Source organism: Rhizobium sp. Root1334 (assembly GCF_001426665.1).
GTDB lineage: Bacteria > Pseudomonadota > Alphaproteobacteria > Rhizobiales > Rhizobiaceae > Pararhizobium.
In genome coordinates this window covers 232,977-250,510 of the sequence record NZ_LMEY01000023.1, presented here as the reverse complement: position 1 = coordinate 250,510, position 17,534 = coordinate 232,977, and the positions used below count along the sequence as shown (strand labels likewise).

General features: G+C 60.2%; 18 protein-coding genes. 7 read left to right on the top strand and 11 right to left on the bottom strand.

Annotation, left to right across the window (positions count from 1 at the left end; all coding sequences use genetic code 11):
• Positions 1 to 9: 9 nt before the first annotated feature.
• On the top strand, positions 10 to 312 hold the full coding sequence (locus ASD36_RS19720; RefSeq protein ID WP_060505696.1) for an antibiotic biosynthesis monooxygenase: 303 nt from the start codon (positions 10 to 12) through the stop codon (positions 310 to 312).
• A gap of 147 nt (positions 313 to 459) precedes the next feature.
• Here ASD36_RS19720 and ASD36_RS19715 read toward each other — a convergent pair whose 3' ends face one another.
• Positions 460 to 1,164: a glutathione S-transferase family protein gene (locus tag ASD36_RS19715; protein WP_060505697.1), complete on the bottom strand. Its 705-nt coding sequence runs from the start codon at positions 1,162 to 1,164 to the stop codon at positions 460 to 462.
• A 109-nt stretch (positions 1,165 to 1,273) separates the two neighbouring features.
• Here ASD36_RS19715 and ASD36_RS19710 point away from each other — a divergent pair, with 109 nt between their 5' ends.
• The 3 genes from ASD36_RS19710 (at position 1,274) to carB (ending at position 6,868) form a co-directional block, all read left to right on the top strand.
• Positions 1,274 to 1,639, top strand: a complete 366-nt coding sequence (locus ASD36_RS19710) for a helix-turn-helix domain-containing protein (protein ID WP_060505698.1) — start codon at positions 1,274 to 1,276, stop codon at positions 1,637 to 1,639.
• Positions 1,640 to 1,735: 96 nt separating this feature from the next.
• On the top strand, positions 1,736 to 3,145 hold the full coding sequence (locus ASD36_RS19705) for an adenylate/guanylate cyclase domain-containing protein (protein WP_060505699.1): 1,410 nt from the start codon (positions 1,736 to 1,738) through the stop codon (positions 3,143 to 3,145).
• Between the two features lie 231 nt (positions 3,146 to 3,376).
• Positions 3,377 to 6,868: a carbamoyl-phosphate synthase large subunit gene (gene carB / locus ASD36_RS19700; RefSeq protein ID WP_060505700.1), complete on the top strand. Its 3,492-nt coding sequence runs from the start codon at positions 3,377 to 3,379 to the stop codon at positions 6,866 to 6,868.
• A 48-nt stretch (positions 6,869 to 6,916) separates the two neighbouring features.
• On the opposite strand, the gene ASD36_RS19695 is transcribed toward carB, so the two are convergent.
• Together ASD36_RS19695 and ASD36_RS19690 are read right to left on the bottom strand one after the other, a co-directional pair.
• On the bottom strand, positions 6,917 to 8,314 hold the full coding sequence (locus ASD36_RS19695) for an MFS transporter (RefSeq protein WP_060506046.1): 1,398 nt from the start codon (positions 8,312 to 8,314) through the stop codon (positions 6,917 to 6,919).
• A 149-nt stretch (positions 8,315 to 8,463) separates the two neighbouring features.
• The gene (locus ASD36_RS19690) at positions 8,464 to 9,081 is read right to left on the bottom strand and encodes an NAD(P)H-dependent oxidoreductase (protein WP_060511755.1); all 618 of its coding nucleotides are present in this window, start codon (positions 9,079 to 9,081) and stop codon (positions 8,464 to 8,466) included.
• Positions 9,082 to 9,169: 88 nt separating this feature from the next.
• Here ASD36_RS19690 and ASD36_RS19685 point away from each other — a divergent pair, with 88 nt between their 5' ends.
• Positions 9,170 to 9,772 (top strand): TetR/AcrR family transcriptional regulator, encoded by a 603-nt coding sequence (locus tag ASD36_RS19685; RefSeq protein ID WP_112834489.1) that lies wholly within the window; start codon positions 9,170 to 9,172, stop codon positions 9,770 to 9,772.
• On the opposite strand, the gene ASD36_RS19680 is transcribed toward ASD36_RS19685, so the two are convergent.
• From ASD36_RS19680 to ASD36_RS19670, 3 genes are read right to left on the bottom strand one after another with little or no spacing between them, the layout of a single operon-like run.
• Positions 9,769 to 10,749, bottom strand: a complete 981-nt coding sequence (locus tag ASD36_RS19680) for an SDR family oxidoreductase (protein WP_060505703.1) — start codon at positions 10,747 to 10,749, stop codon at positions 9,769 to 9,771. The two genes, ASD36_RS19685 and ASD36_RS19680, sit on opposite strands and share 4 nt — an antisense overlap.
• Before the next feature lie 20 nt (positions 10,750 to 10,769).
• Positions 10,770 to 11,126: a hypothetical protein gene (locus tag ASD36_RS19675; protein WP_060505704.1), complete on the bottom strand. Its 357-nt coding sequence runs from the start codon at positions 11,124 to 11,126 to the stop codon at positions 10,770 to 10,772.
• Entirely contained in the window at positions 11,123 to 11,437 is a 315-nt protein-coding gene (locus ASD36_RS19670; protein WP_060505705.1) for a hypothetical protein, read from the bottom strand. Before ASD36_RS19670 ends, ASD36_RS19675 begins: the two co-directional genes overlap by 4 nt.
• Positions 11,438 to 11,684: 247 nt before the next feature.
• On the opposite strand from ASD36_RS19670, the gene greA reads away from it, so the two are divergent.
• Both greA and ASD36_RS19660 read left to right on the top strand, forming a co-directional pair.
• Positions 11,685 to 12,161: a transcription elongation factor GreA gene (greA, locus tag ASD36_RS19665; protein WP_060506047.1), complete on the top strand. Its 477-nt coding sequence runs from the start codon at positions 11,685 to 11,687 to the stop codon at positions 12,159 to 12,161.
• Between the two features lie 142 nt (positions 12,162 to 12,303).
• Positions 12,304 to 13,368 (top strand): glycosyltransferase family 4 protein, encoded by a 1,065-nt coding sequence (locus ASD36_RS19660; RefSeq protein ID WP_060511753.1) that lies wholly within the window; start codon positions 12,304 to 12,306, stop codon positions 13,366 to 13,368.
• Here ASD36_RS19660 and ASD36_RS19655 read toward each other — a convergent pair.
• The 5 genes from ASD36_RS19655 to ASD36_RS19635 are packed head-to-tail and all read right to left on the bottom strand — an operon-like array spanning position 13,365 to position 17,493.
• Entirely contained in the window at positions 13,365 to 14,387 is a 1,023-nt protein-coding gene (locus ASD36_RS19655; RefSeq protein ID WP_060505707.1) for a glycosyltransferase, read from the bottom strand. The two genes, ASD36_RS19660 and ASD36_RS19655, sit on opposite strands and share 4 nt — an antisense overlap.
• The gene (locus tag ASD36_RS19650; RefSeq protein WP_060505708.1) at positions 14,384 to 15,415 is read right to left on the bottom strand and encodes a glycosyltransferase; all 1,032 of its coding nucleotides are present in this window, start codon (positions 15,413 to 15,415) and stop codon (positions 14,384 to 14,386) included. The genes ASD36_RS19655 and ASD36_RS19650 overlap by 4 nt, the downstream gene beginning before the upstream one ends.
• Positions 15,416 to 15,422: 7 nt before the next feature.
• Positions 15,423 to 16,247 (bottom strand): glycosyltransferase family 2 protein, encoded by an 825-nt coding sequence (locus ASD36_RS19645; protein ID WP_060505709.1) that lies wholly within the window; start codon positions 16,245 to 16,247, stop codon positions 15,423 to 15,425.
• 13 nt (positions 16,248 to 16,260) lie between these two features.
• Positions 16,261 to 16,965 (bottom strand): FkbM family methyltransferase, encoded by a 705-nt coding sequence (locus ASD36_RS19640; RefSeq protein ID WP_060505710.1) that lies wholly within the window; start codon positions 16,963 to 16,965, stop codon positions 16,261 to 16,263.
• Positions 16,966 to 17,022: 57 nt separating this feature from the next.
• Positions 17,023 to 17,493: an Lrp/AsnC family transcriptional regulator gene (locus tag ASD36_RS19635; RefSeq protein ID WP_082512254.1), complete on the bottom strand. Its 471-nt coding sequence runs from the start codon at positions 17,491 to 17,493 to the stop codon at positions 17,023 to 17,025.
• Between the last annotated feature and the right edge of the window lie 41 nt (positions 17,494 to 17,534).

The following is a 17,534-nucleotide window of genomic DNA, read 5'->3' as shown; positions in this document are numbered from 1 at the left end:
GGAAGCAAGATGACGGCATTTGGCGTTGTACGGTTCCGCCCGAAATCCGGCCTGCATGACGAGTTCGAAAACCTGTTTCGCAGCCTTTCGCGCAACTTCGAGGGATTACGGAAATTCTCGCTGATCAAGTCCGCCGATGGCACCTATTGTTCGATCGGCGAATGGGACAGTTTCGATCATATGGTGGCGGCGCGGCCAAAGATGATCAACAATCTCGACACGTTCCGCCATACGCTGGAGGATCTGGGCGAGGAGCGCGGTGTCACCGATGCGGTTTCAGGCGATGCCGTCATAGAAATTTCCTTCTCCTAGCTCGCCGGCATTCGAGCGACACCGGGCAGACCTGACGGAAATGTCCGCAGGCCCCACGCTTGACGGAGGTCTGAATGACCGACCGATGGGAAATGTGCATCGCACCTCCCATCGGTCAGATTCGTCATGCCGCTATCATTGTTTACCTCAAGCGGCGAAGCGGGCGATCACCTCGGCCAGCGGCACATGGCCGACGCAGGCGCCGGAGCCAGCCGGTGTTTCGCCGTCCTCGACTGCCAGGGCATATTGCACCACCGGCTCGGCTTCGATCCGGCGGCGCAGCGCGGCAAGTTTCGGATAGGCCTTGGGGTCAACGGCTTGATGGAATTCGGCCCAGCGCGCCACACCGATCAGCGTCGTATCCGCCAAACTCAGGCGATCACCAGCCAGAAATGGCGTATCACCGATCATAGCTTCCAGCTTTTCGTGGCGTTCCACAACGGATTTGCGGCCGAACTCGCGCAGAAATGCAAGTGTCTCTGGCGTCTCGCCTTCGGACTCAAGCGCAACCCACAATGGCCCGAAAGCACCGGTGAAGCCGGTATTGATGAAGGCCATCAACTGCAACATCCGGTCTGCCTGTGGCGAGCGGGGCTCAAAGCTGATGCGGTGCTGGGTATCGCGGGCTGCAAGCCAGCCGGCAATCGCCATGGTTTCGGTGAGGACTGCGCCCTTGTCCGTGATCAGGACAGGAGTTTCCTGACGGCCGTTCAGCCGGGCATAGGCATCGTTCTTCATCTCGGAGAGCATGTCGACGCGGCAGAGGCGGTAAGGCTGGCCGACTTTTTCGAACGCAGCGACAAGCCCCATCGAGCTTCCAAGCGGGAAGCCGTGAATGAGAATAGGTTCCATTTTTCGGGTCTCTTGTTGTTGTTGATGGTGACGCTGCGCAGCGATGGTTGACCCTAACCATTGGCGCCCCCATGTAAATTACGCACTCTTTTGTAACCAGGACCGCCCGATGAAAGACGTCGTCTCCAAATGCCCGATCGAAGAGACCATGCGCGTGCTGAGCGGCCGCTGGCCGACATTGCTGCTCTATTATCTCAAGGACGGCACCAAGCGATTCAGCGATCTGCAGCGCGACAACCCGACGCTGTCGCACCGGATGCTGGCGCTGGAACTGCGCAAGCTGGAAAAAGCCGGCATTGTCAGACGTACGGCCTTTTCCGGTTATCCGCTGCGGGTCGACTATGACCTGACGGCTTCGGGCTATGCGCTCGTGCCGCTGATCGACGCGCTCGGCGATTGGTGGGAGGACACTGCAGGCGCCCGGGGTGAACCGGTTGAAACAAAGATACGCAGGCCACTGATCAAGGCGGCCTGACGGTCGGCCGCATTTTTGCACCGGGGCGCCTGCCCCTGTGCAATGGGGAAGCAGCAATCCGCTGTCAGCAAATCGGATTTGGTGTAAACTGTGCGCATGAGCGACACCCAGCCCCTTTTCGCGGCGTTGCGCCAATCGGCAAGGCCGGACATTGTCGATGCCATCGAACGGCTCGTTCAAGATGCGCCGGACCGCAAACTCGGCCGGGTAAACCCGCTGGCGTTCGCCGCCAACGCGGGATTTGACGAAGAACACGCGATCAACGGGTTTCTGCACGCGTCGCGGCTCGGCCTGTTCGAGATGTCATGGAATGTCCTGTGCCCGGGGTGCGGCGGTGTGCTCGATGCCAATACCTCGCTCAAGACCGTGCAAAGCGAGCAATATATCTGCGCGCTCTGTGCCGCCGGTTACGAGCCGACGCTCGATGAGATGGTCGAGGTGACCTTCACGGTCAATCCGCGGGTGCGCCACATCGAAGCGCATAATCCGCACGACCTGCCGCCGCTCGAATATTTCCGTCAGATCTACTGGGGCTCCGGCATCGACATGCCGGAAGACGATTACGAGGCGAAGGTCGATGAATTCGTCCTCGAAGCGCTGGAACTGCCATCCGGCGAAAAGGCGGTCATCTCGCTGCAATTGCCCGAAGGGTTCGTGATGGTGTTTGAGCCCGTCACCCATGCGGCACAGTTCATTGACGTGAAGGGCGAGCCGACCAAGGAGCGAACGAACCTTTCGCTTGTCTTCGACAGGTCTTTTCAGCATCGCGAGACGCTGGAATTGCGGCCCGGGCCGGTGCGGATCATGGTGGAAAATCACACCGGGGTCCGGACATTGCCGTCCGTGTGCCTGGCCAACGACGCATTGCACGATCTGCTCGGGCGGCGCCGCCCCTTCCTGACCGCCAAACGCCTGCTCACCAATCAGACGTTCCGCGACATTTACCGCACCGATACGATCGACGTCGATCAGCGGCTGAAGATCACCAGTCTCACCTTTCTCTTCACCGACCTGCGTGGCTCGACAGAGCTTTACGAGCGCGTCGGCGATCTCGCAGCCTTCGATCTGGTGAAGACGCATTTCAGCATTTTGAACGAGATCGTCAGTGCGGAAGCAGGCGCCGTCGTCAAGACCATCGGCGATGCGGTGATGGCCACCTTCCCGACACCGGACCGTGCCGTAGCCGCCGCCATGCGGATGCGCGATGCGATGCGCGCACTCAATGAGGAGCATGGTAACGAAGACCTGCTTTTGAAGATTGGCATCCATGAAGGACCGTGCATTGCGGTCAGCCTGAACGAACGGCAGGATTATTTCGGCCAGACCGTCAACATCGCCTCAAGGGTACAGCATCTCGCCACGTCCCGCGAAATCTTCGCAACCGGCTCTGTCCTGCAAGACCAGCGTGCCTTGCACCTGCTGACACAGCGCGGCGTGACGCCGGCATCGCACAATGTCGCCCTTCGCGGCATTACCGGCGAGATCGGCATTTTCGCGATTCCGTAAGCGCTCGTCCGCCGGGTTGCCAATTCCCGGCAAACCGAACCTCGCAACAGGCGCCATGACAGGGAAAACACGCGAACTTTCCTGTCGATTCCCGCATTTTCGGGGTTCCGCTTTGCGTCACATTTCCCTATAAGCCGCTTCTAGCCTGAAAATACCAAGCCTGCGCGACCCGACCGGTGATCTCCCACCCTGGCCGGTTTTTTGCGCAGCCGGAAAAAGCGGATAGAACCCATGCCAAAGCGCCAAGACATTAAATCGATCCTCATCATCGGCGCGGGTCCGATTGTCATCGGCCAGGCTTGCGAGTTCGACTATTCCGGCACACAGGCCTGCAAGGCGCTGCGCGAGGAAGGATACCGGGTCATCCTAGTCAACTCCAATCCCGCCACCATCATGACCGACCCGGATATGGCCGATGCGACCTATGTCGAGCCGATCACGCCTGAAGTCGTCGCCAAGATCATTGCCAAGGAACGCCCGGACGCGCTTCTGCCGACCATGGGCGGCCAGACGGCGCTCAACACCGCACTCTCCTTGAAGCGCATGGGCGTGCTCGACCGCTACAATGTCGAGATGATCGGCGCCAAGCCCGCCGCCATCGACATGGCCGAAGACCGCGCCCTGTTCCGCGAAGCGATGGAGCGCATTGGTCTCGAAACTCCAAAATCGCTGCTGGCCAATGCCACCGAAATCAAAGACGCCGACCGCAAGGTGCATGTCGCCGAGCGCGACAAGCTGAAGGCGCAGCTGTCAGGCGCCGAACTGGACAAGGCGCTGGACGAACTGGAAAACCAGTGGAATCTCGGCGAGACAGACCGCAAGCAGCGCTACATGAGCCATGCCATGGCGATCGGCGCGCAGGCGCTCGACACCATTGGCCTGCCCGCGATCATCCGCCCGTCCTTCACCATGGGCGGCACCGGCGGCGGCATTGCCTATAACCGCTCGGAATTCTTCGAGATCATCAATTCCGGCCTCGACGCTTCGCCGACCACCGAAGTGCTGATCGAAGAATCGGTGCTCGGCTGGAAGGAATACGAAATGGAAGTGGTCCGCGACACGGCGGACAACTGCATCATCATCTGCTCGATCGAGAACATCGACCCGATGGGCGTGCACACGGGTGACTCAATCACCGTTGCCCCTGCCCTGACGCTGACCGACAAAGAATACCAGATCATGCGCAACGCCTCGATCGCGGTTCTGCGCGAGATCGGCGTCGAGACAGGCGGTTCGAACGTGCAGTTCGCCGTCAATCCCGAAAACGGCCGCCTCGTCGTCATCGAGATGAACCCGCGTGTTTCGCGCTCCTCTGCTCTGGCATCGAAGGCCACCGGTTTCCCGATCGCCAAGATCGCCGCCAAGCTCGCGGTCGGCTACACGCTGGACGAACTCGACAACGACATTACCGGCGGTGCGACGCCTGCCTCGTTCGAACCTTCGATCGACTATGTCGTCACCAAGATCCCGCGCTTCGCCTTCGAAAAGTTCCCCGGCGCCGGCACGACGCTGACGACGGCGATGAAGTCGGTCGGCGAAGTCATGGCAATCGGCCGCACCTTTGCCGAATCGCTGCAGAAGGCCCTGCGTGGCCTCGAAACCGGCCTGACCGGTCTCGACGAGATCGAAATCCCGGGGCTGGAAGACAGTGGCGACAACCACAACGCCATCCGCGCCGCCATCGGCACCCCGACGCCCGATCGCCTGCGCATGGTCGCCCAGGCGCTGCGCATGGGCATGTCGGAAGCCGACGTTCATGACGGTTCGAAGATCGACCCGTGGTTCATCGCCCAGTTCAAGGCGATCGTCGACATGGAAGCCCGCGTGCGCGAGCATGGCCTGCCGGAAGACGCTGAAAACCTGCGCATGTTGAAGGCCATGGGCTTTTCCGATGCGCGTCTTGCGACGCTCTCCAAGAGCCGCCCGAAGGAAGTGGCCGAACTGCGCAACCGGCTGAACGTGCGCCCGGTCTACAAGCGCATCGACACCTGCGCTGCCGAATTCGCCTCGCCGACCGCCTACATGTACTCGACCTACGAGACGCCGTTTGATGGGAAGGCACGCTCCGAAGCGCAGATTTCCGACCGCAAGAAGGTCGTCATCCTCGGTGGCGGTCCAAACCGCATCGGCCAGGGCATCGAGTTCGACTATTGCTGCTGCCATGCCGCCTTCGCGCTGAAGGATGCCGGCTATGAAGCGATCATGATCAACTGCAACCCGGAAACCGTCTCGACCGACTATGACACATCCGACCGGCTCTATTTCGAGCCGCTGACCGCCGAAGACGTGATCGAAATCCTGCGCGCCGAACAGGAAAACGGCGAGTTGCACGGCGTCATCGTCCAGTTCGGTGGCCAGACGCCGCTGAAGCTCGCCGAAGCGCTGGAAAAGAACGGCATCCCGATCCTCGGCACCGCCCCCGACATGATCGATCTCGCCGAAGACCGCGACCGGTTCCAGAAGCTTCTGATGAAGCTCGACCTCAACCAGCCGAACAACGGCATCGCCTATTCAGTCGAACAGGCCCGCCTCGTCGCATCCGAAATCGGCTTCCCGCTGGTCGTGCGCCCGTCCTATGTTCTGGGCGGCCGTGCCATGCAGATCATCCATTCGGAATCGATGCTGCAGACCTACCTGCTCGACACCGTACCGGAACTGGTGCCGGAAGATATCAAGCAGCGCTATCCGAACGACAAGACCGGCCAGATCAACACCCTGCTCGGCAAGAACCCGCTTCTGTTCGACAGCTACCTGACCAATGCCGTCGAAGTCGACGTCGATGCGCTCTGCGACGGTGAGACTGTGTTCGTCTCCGGTATCATGGAGCATATCGAGGAAGCCGGTATCCACTCCGGTGACTCTGCTTGCTCTTTGCCTGTCTACTCGCTGTCATCCGAGATCGTCGACGAACTCGAGCGCCAGACCAAGGCAATGGCCAAGGCCTTGAACGTCGGCGGCCTGATGAACGTCCAGTACGCCATCAAGGACGGCACGATCTACGTGCTCGAAGTCAACCCGCGCGCCTCGCGCACGGTGCCCTTCGTCGCCAAGACCATCGGCGCGCCGATCGCCAAGATCGCTGCCCGCATCATGGCCGGCGAAAAGCTTGATGATGCGATCTCCGCCTATGGCAAGAAGCCGGATCCGCGCAAGCTGAACCACATTGCCGTCAAGGAAGCGGTGTTCCCGTTTGCCCGCTTCCCCGGCGTCGACATCCTGCTTGGCCCGGAAATGCGCTCGACCGGCGAAGTCATCGGCCTCGATACAGACTTCGCGCTGGCCTTCGCCAAGGCCCAGCTCGGTGCCGGCGTCGACCTGCCCCGCGAAGGCACCGTGTTCGTCTCGGTGCGCGACGAGGACAAGGAACGGGTCCTGCCCGCCATCCGCATCCTGACTGACATCGGCTTCAAGGTGATGGCAACCGGCGGCACGCAGCGCTTCCTCGCCGAAAAGGGCATCACCGCCACCAAGATCAACAAGGTCCAGGAAGGCCGTCCGCATATCGAGGACGCCATCCGCAACCGCCAGGTCCATCTCGTCATCAACACGACGGATTCGAACAAGGCGATCTCGGACTCGAAGTCGCTGCGCCGTGCGACGCTGATGCAGAAGGTGCCGTATTACACGACGATGGCGGGTGCCGAAGCGGCTGCCCGGGCGATCAAGGCCTTGAAGGCCGGAAGCCTGGAAGTGCGCACGCTGCAGAGCTATTTCCAGGATTGATGCATGTGAACGGCGCCTGAGAGGGCGCCGTTTCTCTTTTGCGAAATATCAGATCGCAATTTCCGCACGCGCAAGGCGCACGGTTCGAAAACCGAGAATGACGGCGACAGCTGCAATCACACATCCGCTGACAAAAACCACCAGCATGGCGTGGCGCATCGTTTCAACGCTTGCAGTGCCGCCGAACCCCATGAGATTGGCAACTAGACCGAAGACTGCGGCGCCGATCGCATACCCTGCCGATTGCAAGGTCGGCAGCATGGCCGAGGTCCGGTCGCGTTCGTCATCGGTGGATACGTCCATCATCAGCTGGCTGAGCGTGCCCCAGGAGACGCCGAAGCCTGCGCCGATCATCGCCTGCCCCGGCAGGATCAACCAGAATATGTCGGCACTGATCGCAAGCACCACCGAGGCCAGTCCCGCCAGAAGCAGAACCGGGCCTGTCAACATGATCCGATTGCGTAATGCCAGCGACCGCACACTTGCCACGCCGATGGCGCTCAGGCTCCAGGAAATCGCCATGACTGCGCTCAGCGCGCCGGCTGCGGTCGGACCGAGATTCCAGAGATGCTGCAGGCTGTAGACGAGGAACACCGAGCCAGCTGCCTGCGAAAGCGGCATCAGCAGGATCACCCATAATCCGGTTCCCAGTGCCTTGCGGGCGGTGAATGCCGCGCTCGGCAGAACCGGGTTGGGTGAACGCCGGTCGAAGAGAACGACGGTTACCAGAACCACGGCCGCGCCGATCAACAATGCGGTCATCGGCATTGTTCCACCAGCAATGCCGGACAGCGAGATCATCAGGATGCCAGCCCCCGCTGCGACGAGGCGCACAAACGGAATGGGCGAGACTTTCCCGGCACCGGACACCCCGCGCGGAACGATGGCGAGAACGAGGACGATGAAGATGGCCGCCGCCGGGATGCTGACGAAGAAGGCCGCCCGCCATGAAAAATGCTCGGTCAATCCGCCGGCGACCAGCGGTCCGGAAAACGCCGCCATGGCCCAGACGATCGCCTCGGCGCCGAACACCTTGGGGACGAGGCGGGAGGGGAAAAGCTCGGGGATCAGCGCATAGCAAAGAGCGGCGACAACACCCTCACCCGCCCCCTGCAGCAACCGCCCGGCCAGAACCTCTTTCATATCAGCAGCGGTGGTCGCAAGCACCGTGCCGGCGATGAAAACGGTTGCTGCGGCAAGCAGTGTGTTGCGGGCACCGAACCGCCGCTTGAGATTGGCCGCGACAAGGCCGCCGATGATGGCAAAGACCAGATAGAGGGTGAAGGCCCAGGACAGAAGCGAGGCACCACCGAGTTCCTCGACCGCCGTCGGCAAGGCCGTGGAAATGAAGAACTCGTTGAAGGCGAACAGGGCGACGCCGAGGCAGAGCGTTATCGTCGAAACGAGATAACGCGGCTGCATCAGCTCACCCCATCCTCCGGCCATTTCAGAGGAGGCGCTGTTCACCGGCTCGTCTGTGTAAGGGATATTGTCAGTCGTCATGCTTCCGTCTCCAGTAGGGAGCCAGACTGATACAACCTCAAGCGCTGTTGAGGTAAAGCCCTATTTTTACGGCAGAACTGATTTTTTCGCCCTCACGCCGCCTGATTTTCTTTGGCTGGACGGGCATTGAACAGCTCCCGGCCGATGGTGTGCGCGGCCTCCAGATGCCGGACGACATCCGCCGGTTCCGACCCGAGCAGCAGTTCCGATGTCAGCACCGGAGCGCCACAATAATCAAAGATGCCGTGATCGATCTGCGTCTTCATCGCATCGCGATAGCCCCGCCGCTCATAGGTCGATGCGCTGGCGCCGCCGAGGCCGACAAGATGAACGTTAAGATGACGCAACCTCTTCACGGACTTGATCCCCACACCCTCATCATAGGCCCAGCCGTTGGAAAACACCCGATCGATCCAGCCCTTCAGCAAGGCGGGCATCGACCACCAGTGGACGGGAAAGACCAGCACGAGCGCTTCGGCACGATCGATCCGCTTCTGCTCGGCGGCGATATCTGGCGGGATTGGCACGTCACGGCGGTGAACGGCAAGGTCGGTCACTGTGAATTCCGGCGAAAAACCTTCCGCTGAAAGATCAGCGATTTCAAAGGAATGATCATCATTCGGCTGGGCGATGCCCTCCGCCAGATGCCGGACGATAGTGTGGGTCAGCGAATCCTGGTCGGGATGGGCGACGACGATAAGCGCATGCATGTTGAAAACTCCTGCTTGGCTGTTGCGAGCGAAAGTCGCACGCTATATACTTTTAGTAAGTTACTTTTGGTACATAACGGTGTCAAGCATGGAAAACACAGCTCCCACCACGTCGACACGACGGCGCCTGTCGCGAGAGGAACGGCTTCGTCAGTTGCTGGATGTCGCATGGCGAGTGGTTCGCACCGAGGGAACCGAAGCACTGACGCTTGGTTATCTGGCCGAACAGGCAGGCGTGACCAAGCCCGTGGTCTACGACCATTTCAACACACGGCCGGGACTGTTGGCAGTGCTCTACCGCGAATACGACACGCGTCAGACGGCGCTGATGGACAAGGCGCTTGAGGACAGCGAGCCGACCCTTTCCGGAAAGGCACGGGTGATTGCATCATCCTATATCGAATGCGTTCTTCTGCAGGGGCGAGAAATTCCCGGCGTCAGCGCAGCCCTGGCAGGCTCGCCCGAACTGGAAAAGATCAAGCGCGAATACGAGACGGTCTTCACCGAAAAATGCCGGGCGGCTCTTGCCCCCTTCTCTGGCACCGGCACGATTGCCGCCGCCGGTCTCTGGGCCATGCTTGGGGCCGCCGAAGCCCTCTCCTATGCCGCCGCGACCGGCGACATCACCGCCGCTCAAGCCGAAGACGAACTTTACCAGACCATCCTGTCGATGGTTAGCCGGAACGCCTAGTAACCACCGACGATCGGCAGAACCTCGCCGGTAATGTAGCTGGAGCATTGGGGCGATGCGAGGAAGACGTAGGCCGGGGCAATCTCTTCCGGCTGTGCGGGACGCTTCATTGGCGTGTCGGCCCCGAATGTGGCGACGTCCTCTGCCTGTTTGTCGGAAGGATTGAGTGGCGTCCACACCGGCCCCGGTGCGACGGCGTTGACGCGGATGCCCTTTTCGATGAGTTGACCGGACAATGCCTTCGTGAAGGCATGAATGCCGCCCTTGGTCATGGAATAATCGACCAACTGCTTGCTGCCCTCGATGCCCGTAACCGAACCCGTGTTGACGATGGCGCTGCCCTCCTTCATGTGCGGCACCGCGGCCTGTGCCATGAAAAAATAACCGTAGAGATTGGTCTTCAGCGTTTCGTCGAAATGCTCCTCCGAAAGGTCGAGCACATCGGCGGAATGGACCTGGAAGGCGGCGTTGTTGACGAGTACATCCAGCCGCCCAAAGACTTCGACCACGGCGGCAACGGCCTTCCGGCAGAATGCCCGGTCTTTCACGTCGCCGGGAAAGGTCATGGCCTTCCGTCCTTCCGCCTCGATCGCCTTCACTGTGTCGTCGGCATCCTTGCCTTCGGCAAGATGAAGGATCGCGACATCGGCGCCCTCCCGGGCAAAAAGAACTGCGACCGCACGGCCGATGCCGCTGTCGCCGCCGGTGATCAATGCAACCTTTCCATCGAGCTTGCCGGACCCTTTGTAGTAAGGCGCTTCATAGAAGGGGGCCGGGTCGAGCCTGTGTTCGGCACCCGGCTTCGGCTGGTGCTGCCTGGGAAAGGGCGGGACCGGATAAGCCCGCGCGCCAGCTTGCATGGCTTTCGGTTTGGCAGGCTTTTTCGTTTTTTCGCTGGCGTCGGCCTTGGCCACCTCAGCCTGGATATCACGCTGCTTCTCCGCCGTGCGGGCGGCTGGACTCGACCGTGCGGCCATCGTATCTCTCCTCGCGATTTTTAAGAAATCTGTGTCGGCTTGATCGTGCCGACGGACACGACACCATCGACAACGCCGCGCGGTCCGGACGCAGCAACGCCCAACTGGTCCAGCATTTCAACGACGGCATAAAGCCGCTCGTTGCGAAAAGCGCTGGCGTCTCGCGTCGAATTGCCCTCCGCAGGGGCAGCGTCGATCTCGGTAAAATCCAGTTCTGCTTCCGCTGCCGTGACGCGGGCATCAGCGGCGGAAAAAGCGCGAACAATCACCTCGCCGTGGTTATCGGCATTGTCCCAGTTGGGATCCCCTGCCCTTGCAACAGGAACCAGCCGGTAAAGCTTCAACCTGTCCAGAGGGCGGTGGTTTTCCTGTATCATCGATCCTCGCTTTCCGGCGCGGCATCGCCGCGCGCCTGTTCCTGACGTCCCACCGCCTGCACCCGCAGGAGCGCCGCAGTGACAATCGACTGAAGCTCGTCATCGGCGATCTGCTGAGTTGCAAAACTGCCATTGGGCTCCACTCCAGGATCTTCCTCATGATCGAGAACCGTTTCGGCATCGCGCCTCAGTCGCTCCACAAAGGCCCGGCCCTCAGCGCCATCTGCGATAAACGCAGCCAGTGCGACCAAGAGTTTTCTGTGGGCATTGAGCCGGCCTTCAAGCTGTTCCGGTGATTGGTTTCGCATCATCTGGTCCTCGTCTCAAACACCCAACGGGCACTACCGTCATTTGTTCCCTCCAAGCCATTTTCAGCGCTGGATGGACACCCCACGGCTTGCGCCCGCCTCCGATTAATCTGGCTTTTTCACTCCGCTTTCTGCTATAAGAGTCATTCAAATGTTTCCGACGGTTCCGGAGTTAACGCTCCGGTGACCGTTTTCTTTTGTGCTAAGCCCTGCTTGAAGCGGGCAAGCATGGACTATGAAGGACAGCGAAATGGTCGATAAAGTACCGATGACTCAGAGCGGATTCGCCAAGTTGCAGGAAGAACTGCGTTGGCGTCAGCAGGAAGAGCGCCCGCGGATCATCGAAGCGATTTCCGAAGCGCGCGCCCATGGCGACCTTTCGGAAAACGCCGAATATCATGCGGCCAAGGAAGCCCAGAGCCACAATGAAGGCCGCATTGGCGAAGTCGAAGATTACGTCGCGCGCGCCGAAGTCATCGACCTGTCGAAGATGTCCGGTACGAAGATCAAGTTCGGCGCCACCGTCAAGCTGATCGATGAAGACACGGAAGAGAACAAGACCTACCAGATCGTCGGCGACCAGGAAGCCGACGTGAAGCAGGGCCGCATCTCGATCTCCTCGCCGATTGCCCGCGCCCTGATTGGCAAGGAAGTCGGCGATTCGATCGAAGTCGTCGCCCCCGGCGGCTCCAAGGCTTACGAGATCCTCGCGATCAACTGGGGCTGATCCCCGGCATGCCCATAGAAAAGCCCGGACGGCGCGCAAAGCTGCCTCCGGGCTTTTTCTGTTCCTGCATGTTTAAAGCGCTACAGCGACCTTTGAGCCTCATGAAGGGTGCGCACTGCAAATCACACACAAGGGCTGGCAAGTGGTAGATATCAGCGACGTCGAGATCATTGCACCGAACTTCAAGCAACGCCTCTCCGGCGTCACCTCGACCATCATCCAGCTGATCCCCGTGCAGCGGGCACTTGGCCAGAAAGTGGCGGCTCTTGGACCGGGTCTGCCGGATAGCCTGCCACATATCGGATACACAGCCCTTCTCAGCCTCTGGCGCCGTCCGAAAAGCCGGGCGCTGCGCGTCTGGCATGCCCGCCGCAACATCGAAATGCTGCCCGCTATCGTCTTGCGCGATATCCTGCGGATGAAACTGAAGATCGTCTTCACCTCGGCTTCGCAGCGCAAACATTCCGGCTGGACCAAATTCCTCGTCCGGCGGATGGACGCGGTGATCGCCACCAGCAACCGTACGGCCGCCTATCTGGAGGTGCCGAGTACGACGATCATGCACGGCATCGACACGCAGCGCTTTTTCCCGGCACATGACAAGGCCGCAGCAAAGGCAGCCCTCAACCTGCCGTCAGACAAGAGGATTGCCGGCTGCTTCGGCCGGGTTCGCCATCAGAAGGGCACCGACCTGTTCGTCGACAGCATGATCAGCCTTTTGCCACAACGGCCCGACTGGATTGCCGTGGTCGCTGGCCGCGCCACGCCATCGCATCAGGGGTTCGAGACAGAACTGAAGGAAAAGGTCAAAGCCGCAGGCCTTGCCGGACGCATCCTGTTCGTCGGCGAACACACTAATATTCCAGACTGGTACCGCGCGCTCGATCTTTTCATCGCGCCACAGCGCTGGGAAGGTTTTGGCTTGACACCTCTGGAGGCTATGGCAACGCAAGTGCCGGTAGTGGCAACCGACGTCGGCGCATTTTCCGAACTACTCGTCACGGGCGAGGACGAAACCGGCATCCTGGTCCCCGCCAACGACCTGACCGCGATGGCCGGCGCTGCGGCATCGCTGATGGACGATCCGGAACGGACAAAGCGCGCGGGCGAACAAGGTCTTTCCCACGCCATCGCCAGCTTCAGCATCAAGGGCGAAGCGACAAAAATCGGTGAAATCTACGAAAAGCTTTTGTCGTCTGCGACTTAAGGTTTTCGCTTGAACAGTTCGATATAGGCGTTGGCGACCGCTTCCTCGGAGAACTGGCCCATCAGGGTCTTTTGGCCGCCCAGGATAACACGATCGGCCAGTTGACGGTCGTTGATCAGCCGCTCGATTGCCCGGCTGAAACCATCGGTATCGCCGATATCGGCGAGCAGGCCGTTGTCACCATCGCGCATGAACCAGCTCGGACCTTCGGAACGGCTGGAAACGACCGGCTTGCCTTGTGCCCAGGCCTCCAGAATGACATTGCCGAGCGGTTCGTGGCTCGACGGCATGACGAAGATATCGCAGGCGGCCACATAGGGCCGGGTATCCTTCTGCCAGCCAAGGAACCGCACGCGGTCAGTGACACCGATATCGGCGGCCAGCTTGCGGACATTCTCCATCTCCTCACCGTCGCCGGCAATCCAGAGATAGACGCCAGGCAGCTTGGCCACGGCCTCGGTCAGCAGCGCAAAACCCTTGCGCGGAACGAAACGTCCCATGGACATGACAACGGGCGCATTCTCCGGCGTGTCGACAGTTCTGCGGTCAACCGGTGTGACGCGCTCGGTGCTGGTGAAGTTGGAGATGACCTCGACGCTGCGCGTCCAGCCGAGACTGCGCACATGATCGGCAATGCCGGGCGTGTTGCAGACGATCACATCGGTATTCTTGAAATAGTGCAGCCGGGTCGGATAATCGCCAAGCCGCGAAACCTTGATGCAACCCTTGTAGTCCGGCATCAGCTCGCTTGCCCGCGGCGCCCATGCCATCAGCGCGTCCGGATTGCTGCTCCTCGCCATCCTCAGGACTTTGCGTGGCAACAGAACCCGATCAAGCGACAGATTGCGGAAATGGCTCTCCGTCACCCCGACAGCAGCATTGATATCCCGCCGCCAGACGCGATTGGGCCGGATGACCGCCGTCTGTTCGATGCCACGGCGCGCTAGCGCATTGACGAGATGGACGAAAAAGCGCTCCGCCCCGCCATCCTTGCCGAAATGAAAGTGCGAAACCTTCATCGGAAGCCAGACCCGCGCTTGAAGAGATCGATATAGGCGGCGCTGATCGCATCCTCGGAAAAGCGGTCGCGCAATGTCGCCTGTCCGCCCTCGCTGAGGCGCTGGCGAAGAGCCGGATCTGCGCGCAGCCTTTCAATCGCATTTGTGAGACCCGCAGCGTCGGCGCAATCGACCATCAGCGCATCGGCCTCATCCGTCATCACCCATGAAGGGCCTTCCGCACGCGATGCGATCGTCGGCTTACCGGCGCCCCATCCCTCAAAGCAGACATTGCCGAGCGGTTCATGCAGCGAGGTGACGGCAAAGGCATCTGCAGCGGCCAGATAGCCATAGGCATTGGTTTTCCATCCAGGGAACCGCACACGATCCGAGACACCGAGATCGGCGGCCAGCTTGATCAGGTTGTCGCGTTCAGGGCCGTCTCCCAGCAGCCAGAGATAGGTATTGGGCGCATTGGCAATCGCCCGGATCAGATAGTCGAAGCCCTTGCGGGGAACAAATCGGCCCATGCCAGCCACCACGAAAGCATCGTTTGGTGTTTGCAGCTCGCTGCGCTGAACCGCAGCAACCGGCTTTGCACGGGTGAAATTGGCAATCACCTCGATGTCGCGGGTCCAGCCCATCTTCCGCACCTTGTCGGCCATATCGGGCGTGATGCAGACAAGGGTCTGGACGTTCTTGTAGTAGTCGAGATGTTCGGGATAATCGCCAAGGCGCGACAGGCGAAACGAAGCATCCCATTTCGGCATGAAACGGCTCGCCCGCAATTGCCATGCCATGATGACGTCGGGCTGAAACTCGCGCAGCACGCTCTTCATTCTAGCCTGCAAGAGAAAGCGCGAGAGCGAGATACGCCGGAAGACCCCCTCGTAGACAGTCCCGCACGCTTCCAGATCCTTGCGCCAGCTCCGGTCCGGGCGGATCAGCATGCGCTGCTCGACGCCACGATCGTGAAGGGCATTGACGAGATTGACAAAGAAGCGCTCGGCACCGCCGTCCTTGCCGAAGTGATAGTGCATAACCTTCATGACGTCCTCACTTGCCGCGGCGTGCGCGCTCCATGTCGTCGAAATTCGGCTTCCGCTGCAACGCGTGCCGCTGGTAGATCTTGGCTGCGGTCATGAAGGCGTAGACGGCACCGGTCGCAGCCTCGATAAAGCCCGGAAAGCCACACCGCCACAGCCCGTTGCGAAAATAGAGCCGCAGAAAATAAAGTGGGGGACTGAACAGCATCTTGTAGGCCCGTGGCGGCTTGCCAGCGACAAACTGCTGGTCGGCCTTCAGGGTAGAATACTTGTTTTCCTTGAGAATCTGTTCGTCCAGCATAAGCGGCCGGTAATGCAACAGGCTGCCGGTCGCCGCCGCTCCAGCCTTGCCATCAGGGACGATGCCTTCATGAACTTTCTGAGAAAGATCGTAGGCGCCCCTGCCCTTGCGGATCAGCCGCAGGTTCTTGCGCTCGCGTACCTTATCAGGCGTGTAGCCATAGCCGATCAGATAGGGCCGGCGGGCAATACGCCAGCCAACGATATCTACGGGAGCCTCCAGCAGCGACGGCAGCAAGGCTTGAAGCGGCTCGTCCAGCCGCTCGTCGGAATCGATATTCAGACACCAGGGCTCACGGCACTGATCGAGCGCGAACTGCTTCTGGCCGGCATAGCCGCGCCAGGGTTCGAACAGGAAACGGATTGGCCAGCCCTTGTCGATATAGGATTGCACCAGCGCCGCCGTACCGTCGGTCGATCCCGAATCGACGATGACGATCTCGGCGCAGCTTTCCAGGCTCTCGATGCAATTGCCGAGATAGGCCTCTTCATTCTGGCAGATGATGAAGGCGGAGAGCGGGAGTTTCGCTGGCATCAAAGGGCGCCCTTCAGGCCGCACGGGCAAAATGGGAGGTTTTGCGATTACTGCTGCGCATGACGTAACCGCGCGCTTTCAGACTGGAAACCAGCGTTGATATCGCAGCTTCACCAACGATATGCGGATGCAGCTCCACAATGATATGGGCGATGTTCTTCAGATCGACATCACCGAGCAACTCAATCTCGGCACCCTCCACATCCATGATCAAGGCCGACGGATCGTGCTTTGCCAGGACATCGGACAGCGCTTCGCTCTCCACCACGATCTGCTGATCATCGCGCTTGCGGTCGTAGAGGCTGGACGAGATGATGTTGTCGCTTCTGAAAAACGTGATCGGGGCGCCATCGACGGTGACCGCCCGCATGGTCAGGTTGGGCGCCATGCCGTTGAGCGCGAAATTGCGTCTGATCGTCGGCTCCAGTTCCGGATTGGCCTCGTAGCAGAACACGTTGTTCACTCCACAGATCCGGGCCGCAACCAGACTGACGAAGCCGATACCAGTGCCGATTTCGAGCGTGCGCATACCCGGCTTGAGGATTTTACCGATCAGGTCACGCTCGGTATCCTCGTAGATTTCGCGGAAAATCAGCTCACGGACGTTTTCCGGGATATGGCCAATAGTCGTATCGATCGTCACCCCGCCCAGCCGAACGGTACGGACCTTGAACATGTACCGGAAGCTTTTGCGCAGCGAACGCAGCAATCTTTTCAAAATACCTGATCCTATCGTGGTAAGCGGAAATCTCGGGCAACAGACCAATCAGGAGATCTAGATCTCGATAAGGCTGACATCCTTGACTTGGCGAATGGTCAGCATGGTGCGTACCGTGTCCACATTCTCCGTGGCCGTAAGCTCCTCAATAACGAAATCCTGAAAGCCTGCAAGGTTTTCGGCGACGCATTGCAACAGAAAATCGGACTCGCCCGACACCATCCAGGCCTCGCGCACCAGCGGCCACTTGGCCGTTTGCTTGGCAAATGCCTTCAGGTTGGCGTCGGACTGATGCTTCAGCCCAACCATGCAAAAGGCCACCAGATCGTAACCAAGCGCCGGAGCATTCAAAAGAGCGCGATAGCCGCGGATGATGCCGGCTTCTTCCAGCTTTCGCACACGCCGCAGGCAGGGCGGCGCCGAAATTCCGACGCGTTCGGCAAGCTCGACATTCGTCATCCGCCCGTCGTTCTGGAGTTCGCGTAGAATTTTCATATCGATAGCATCAAGTTCGACGCGTATCACCATGGTTGAGCTTCCCGTTGTTCTTCTTGGTCCGCTCTGAGCAG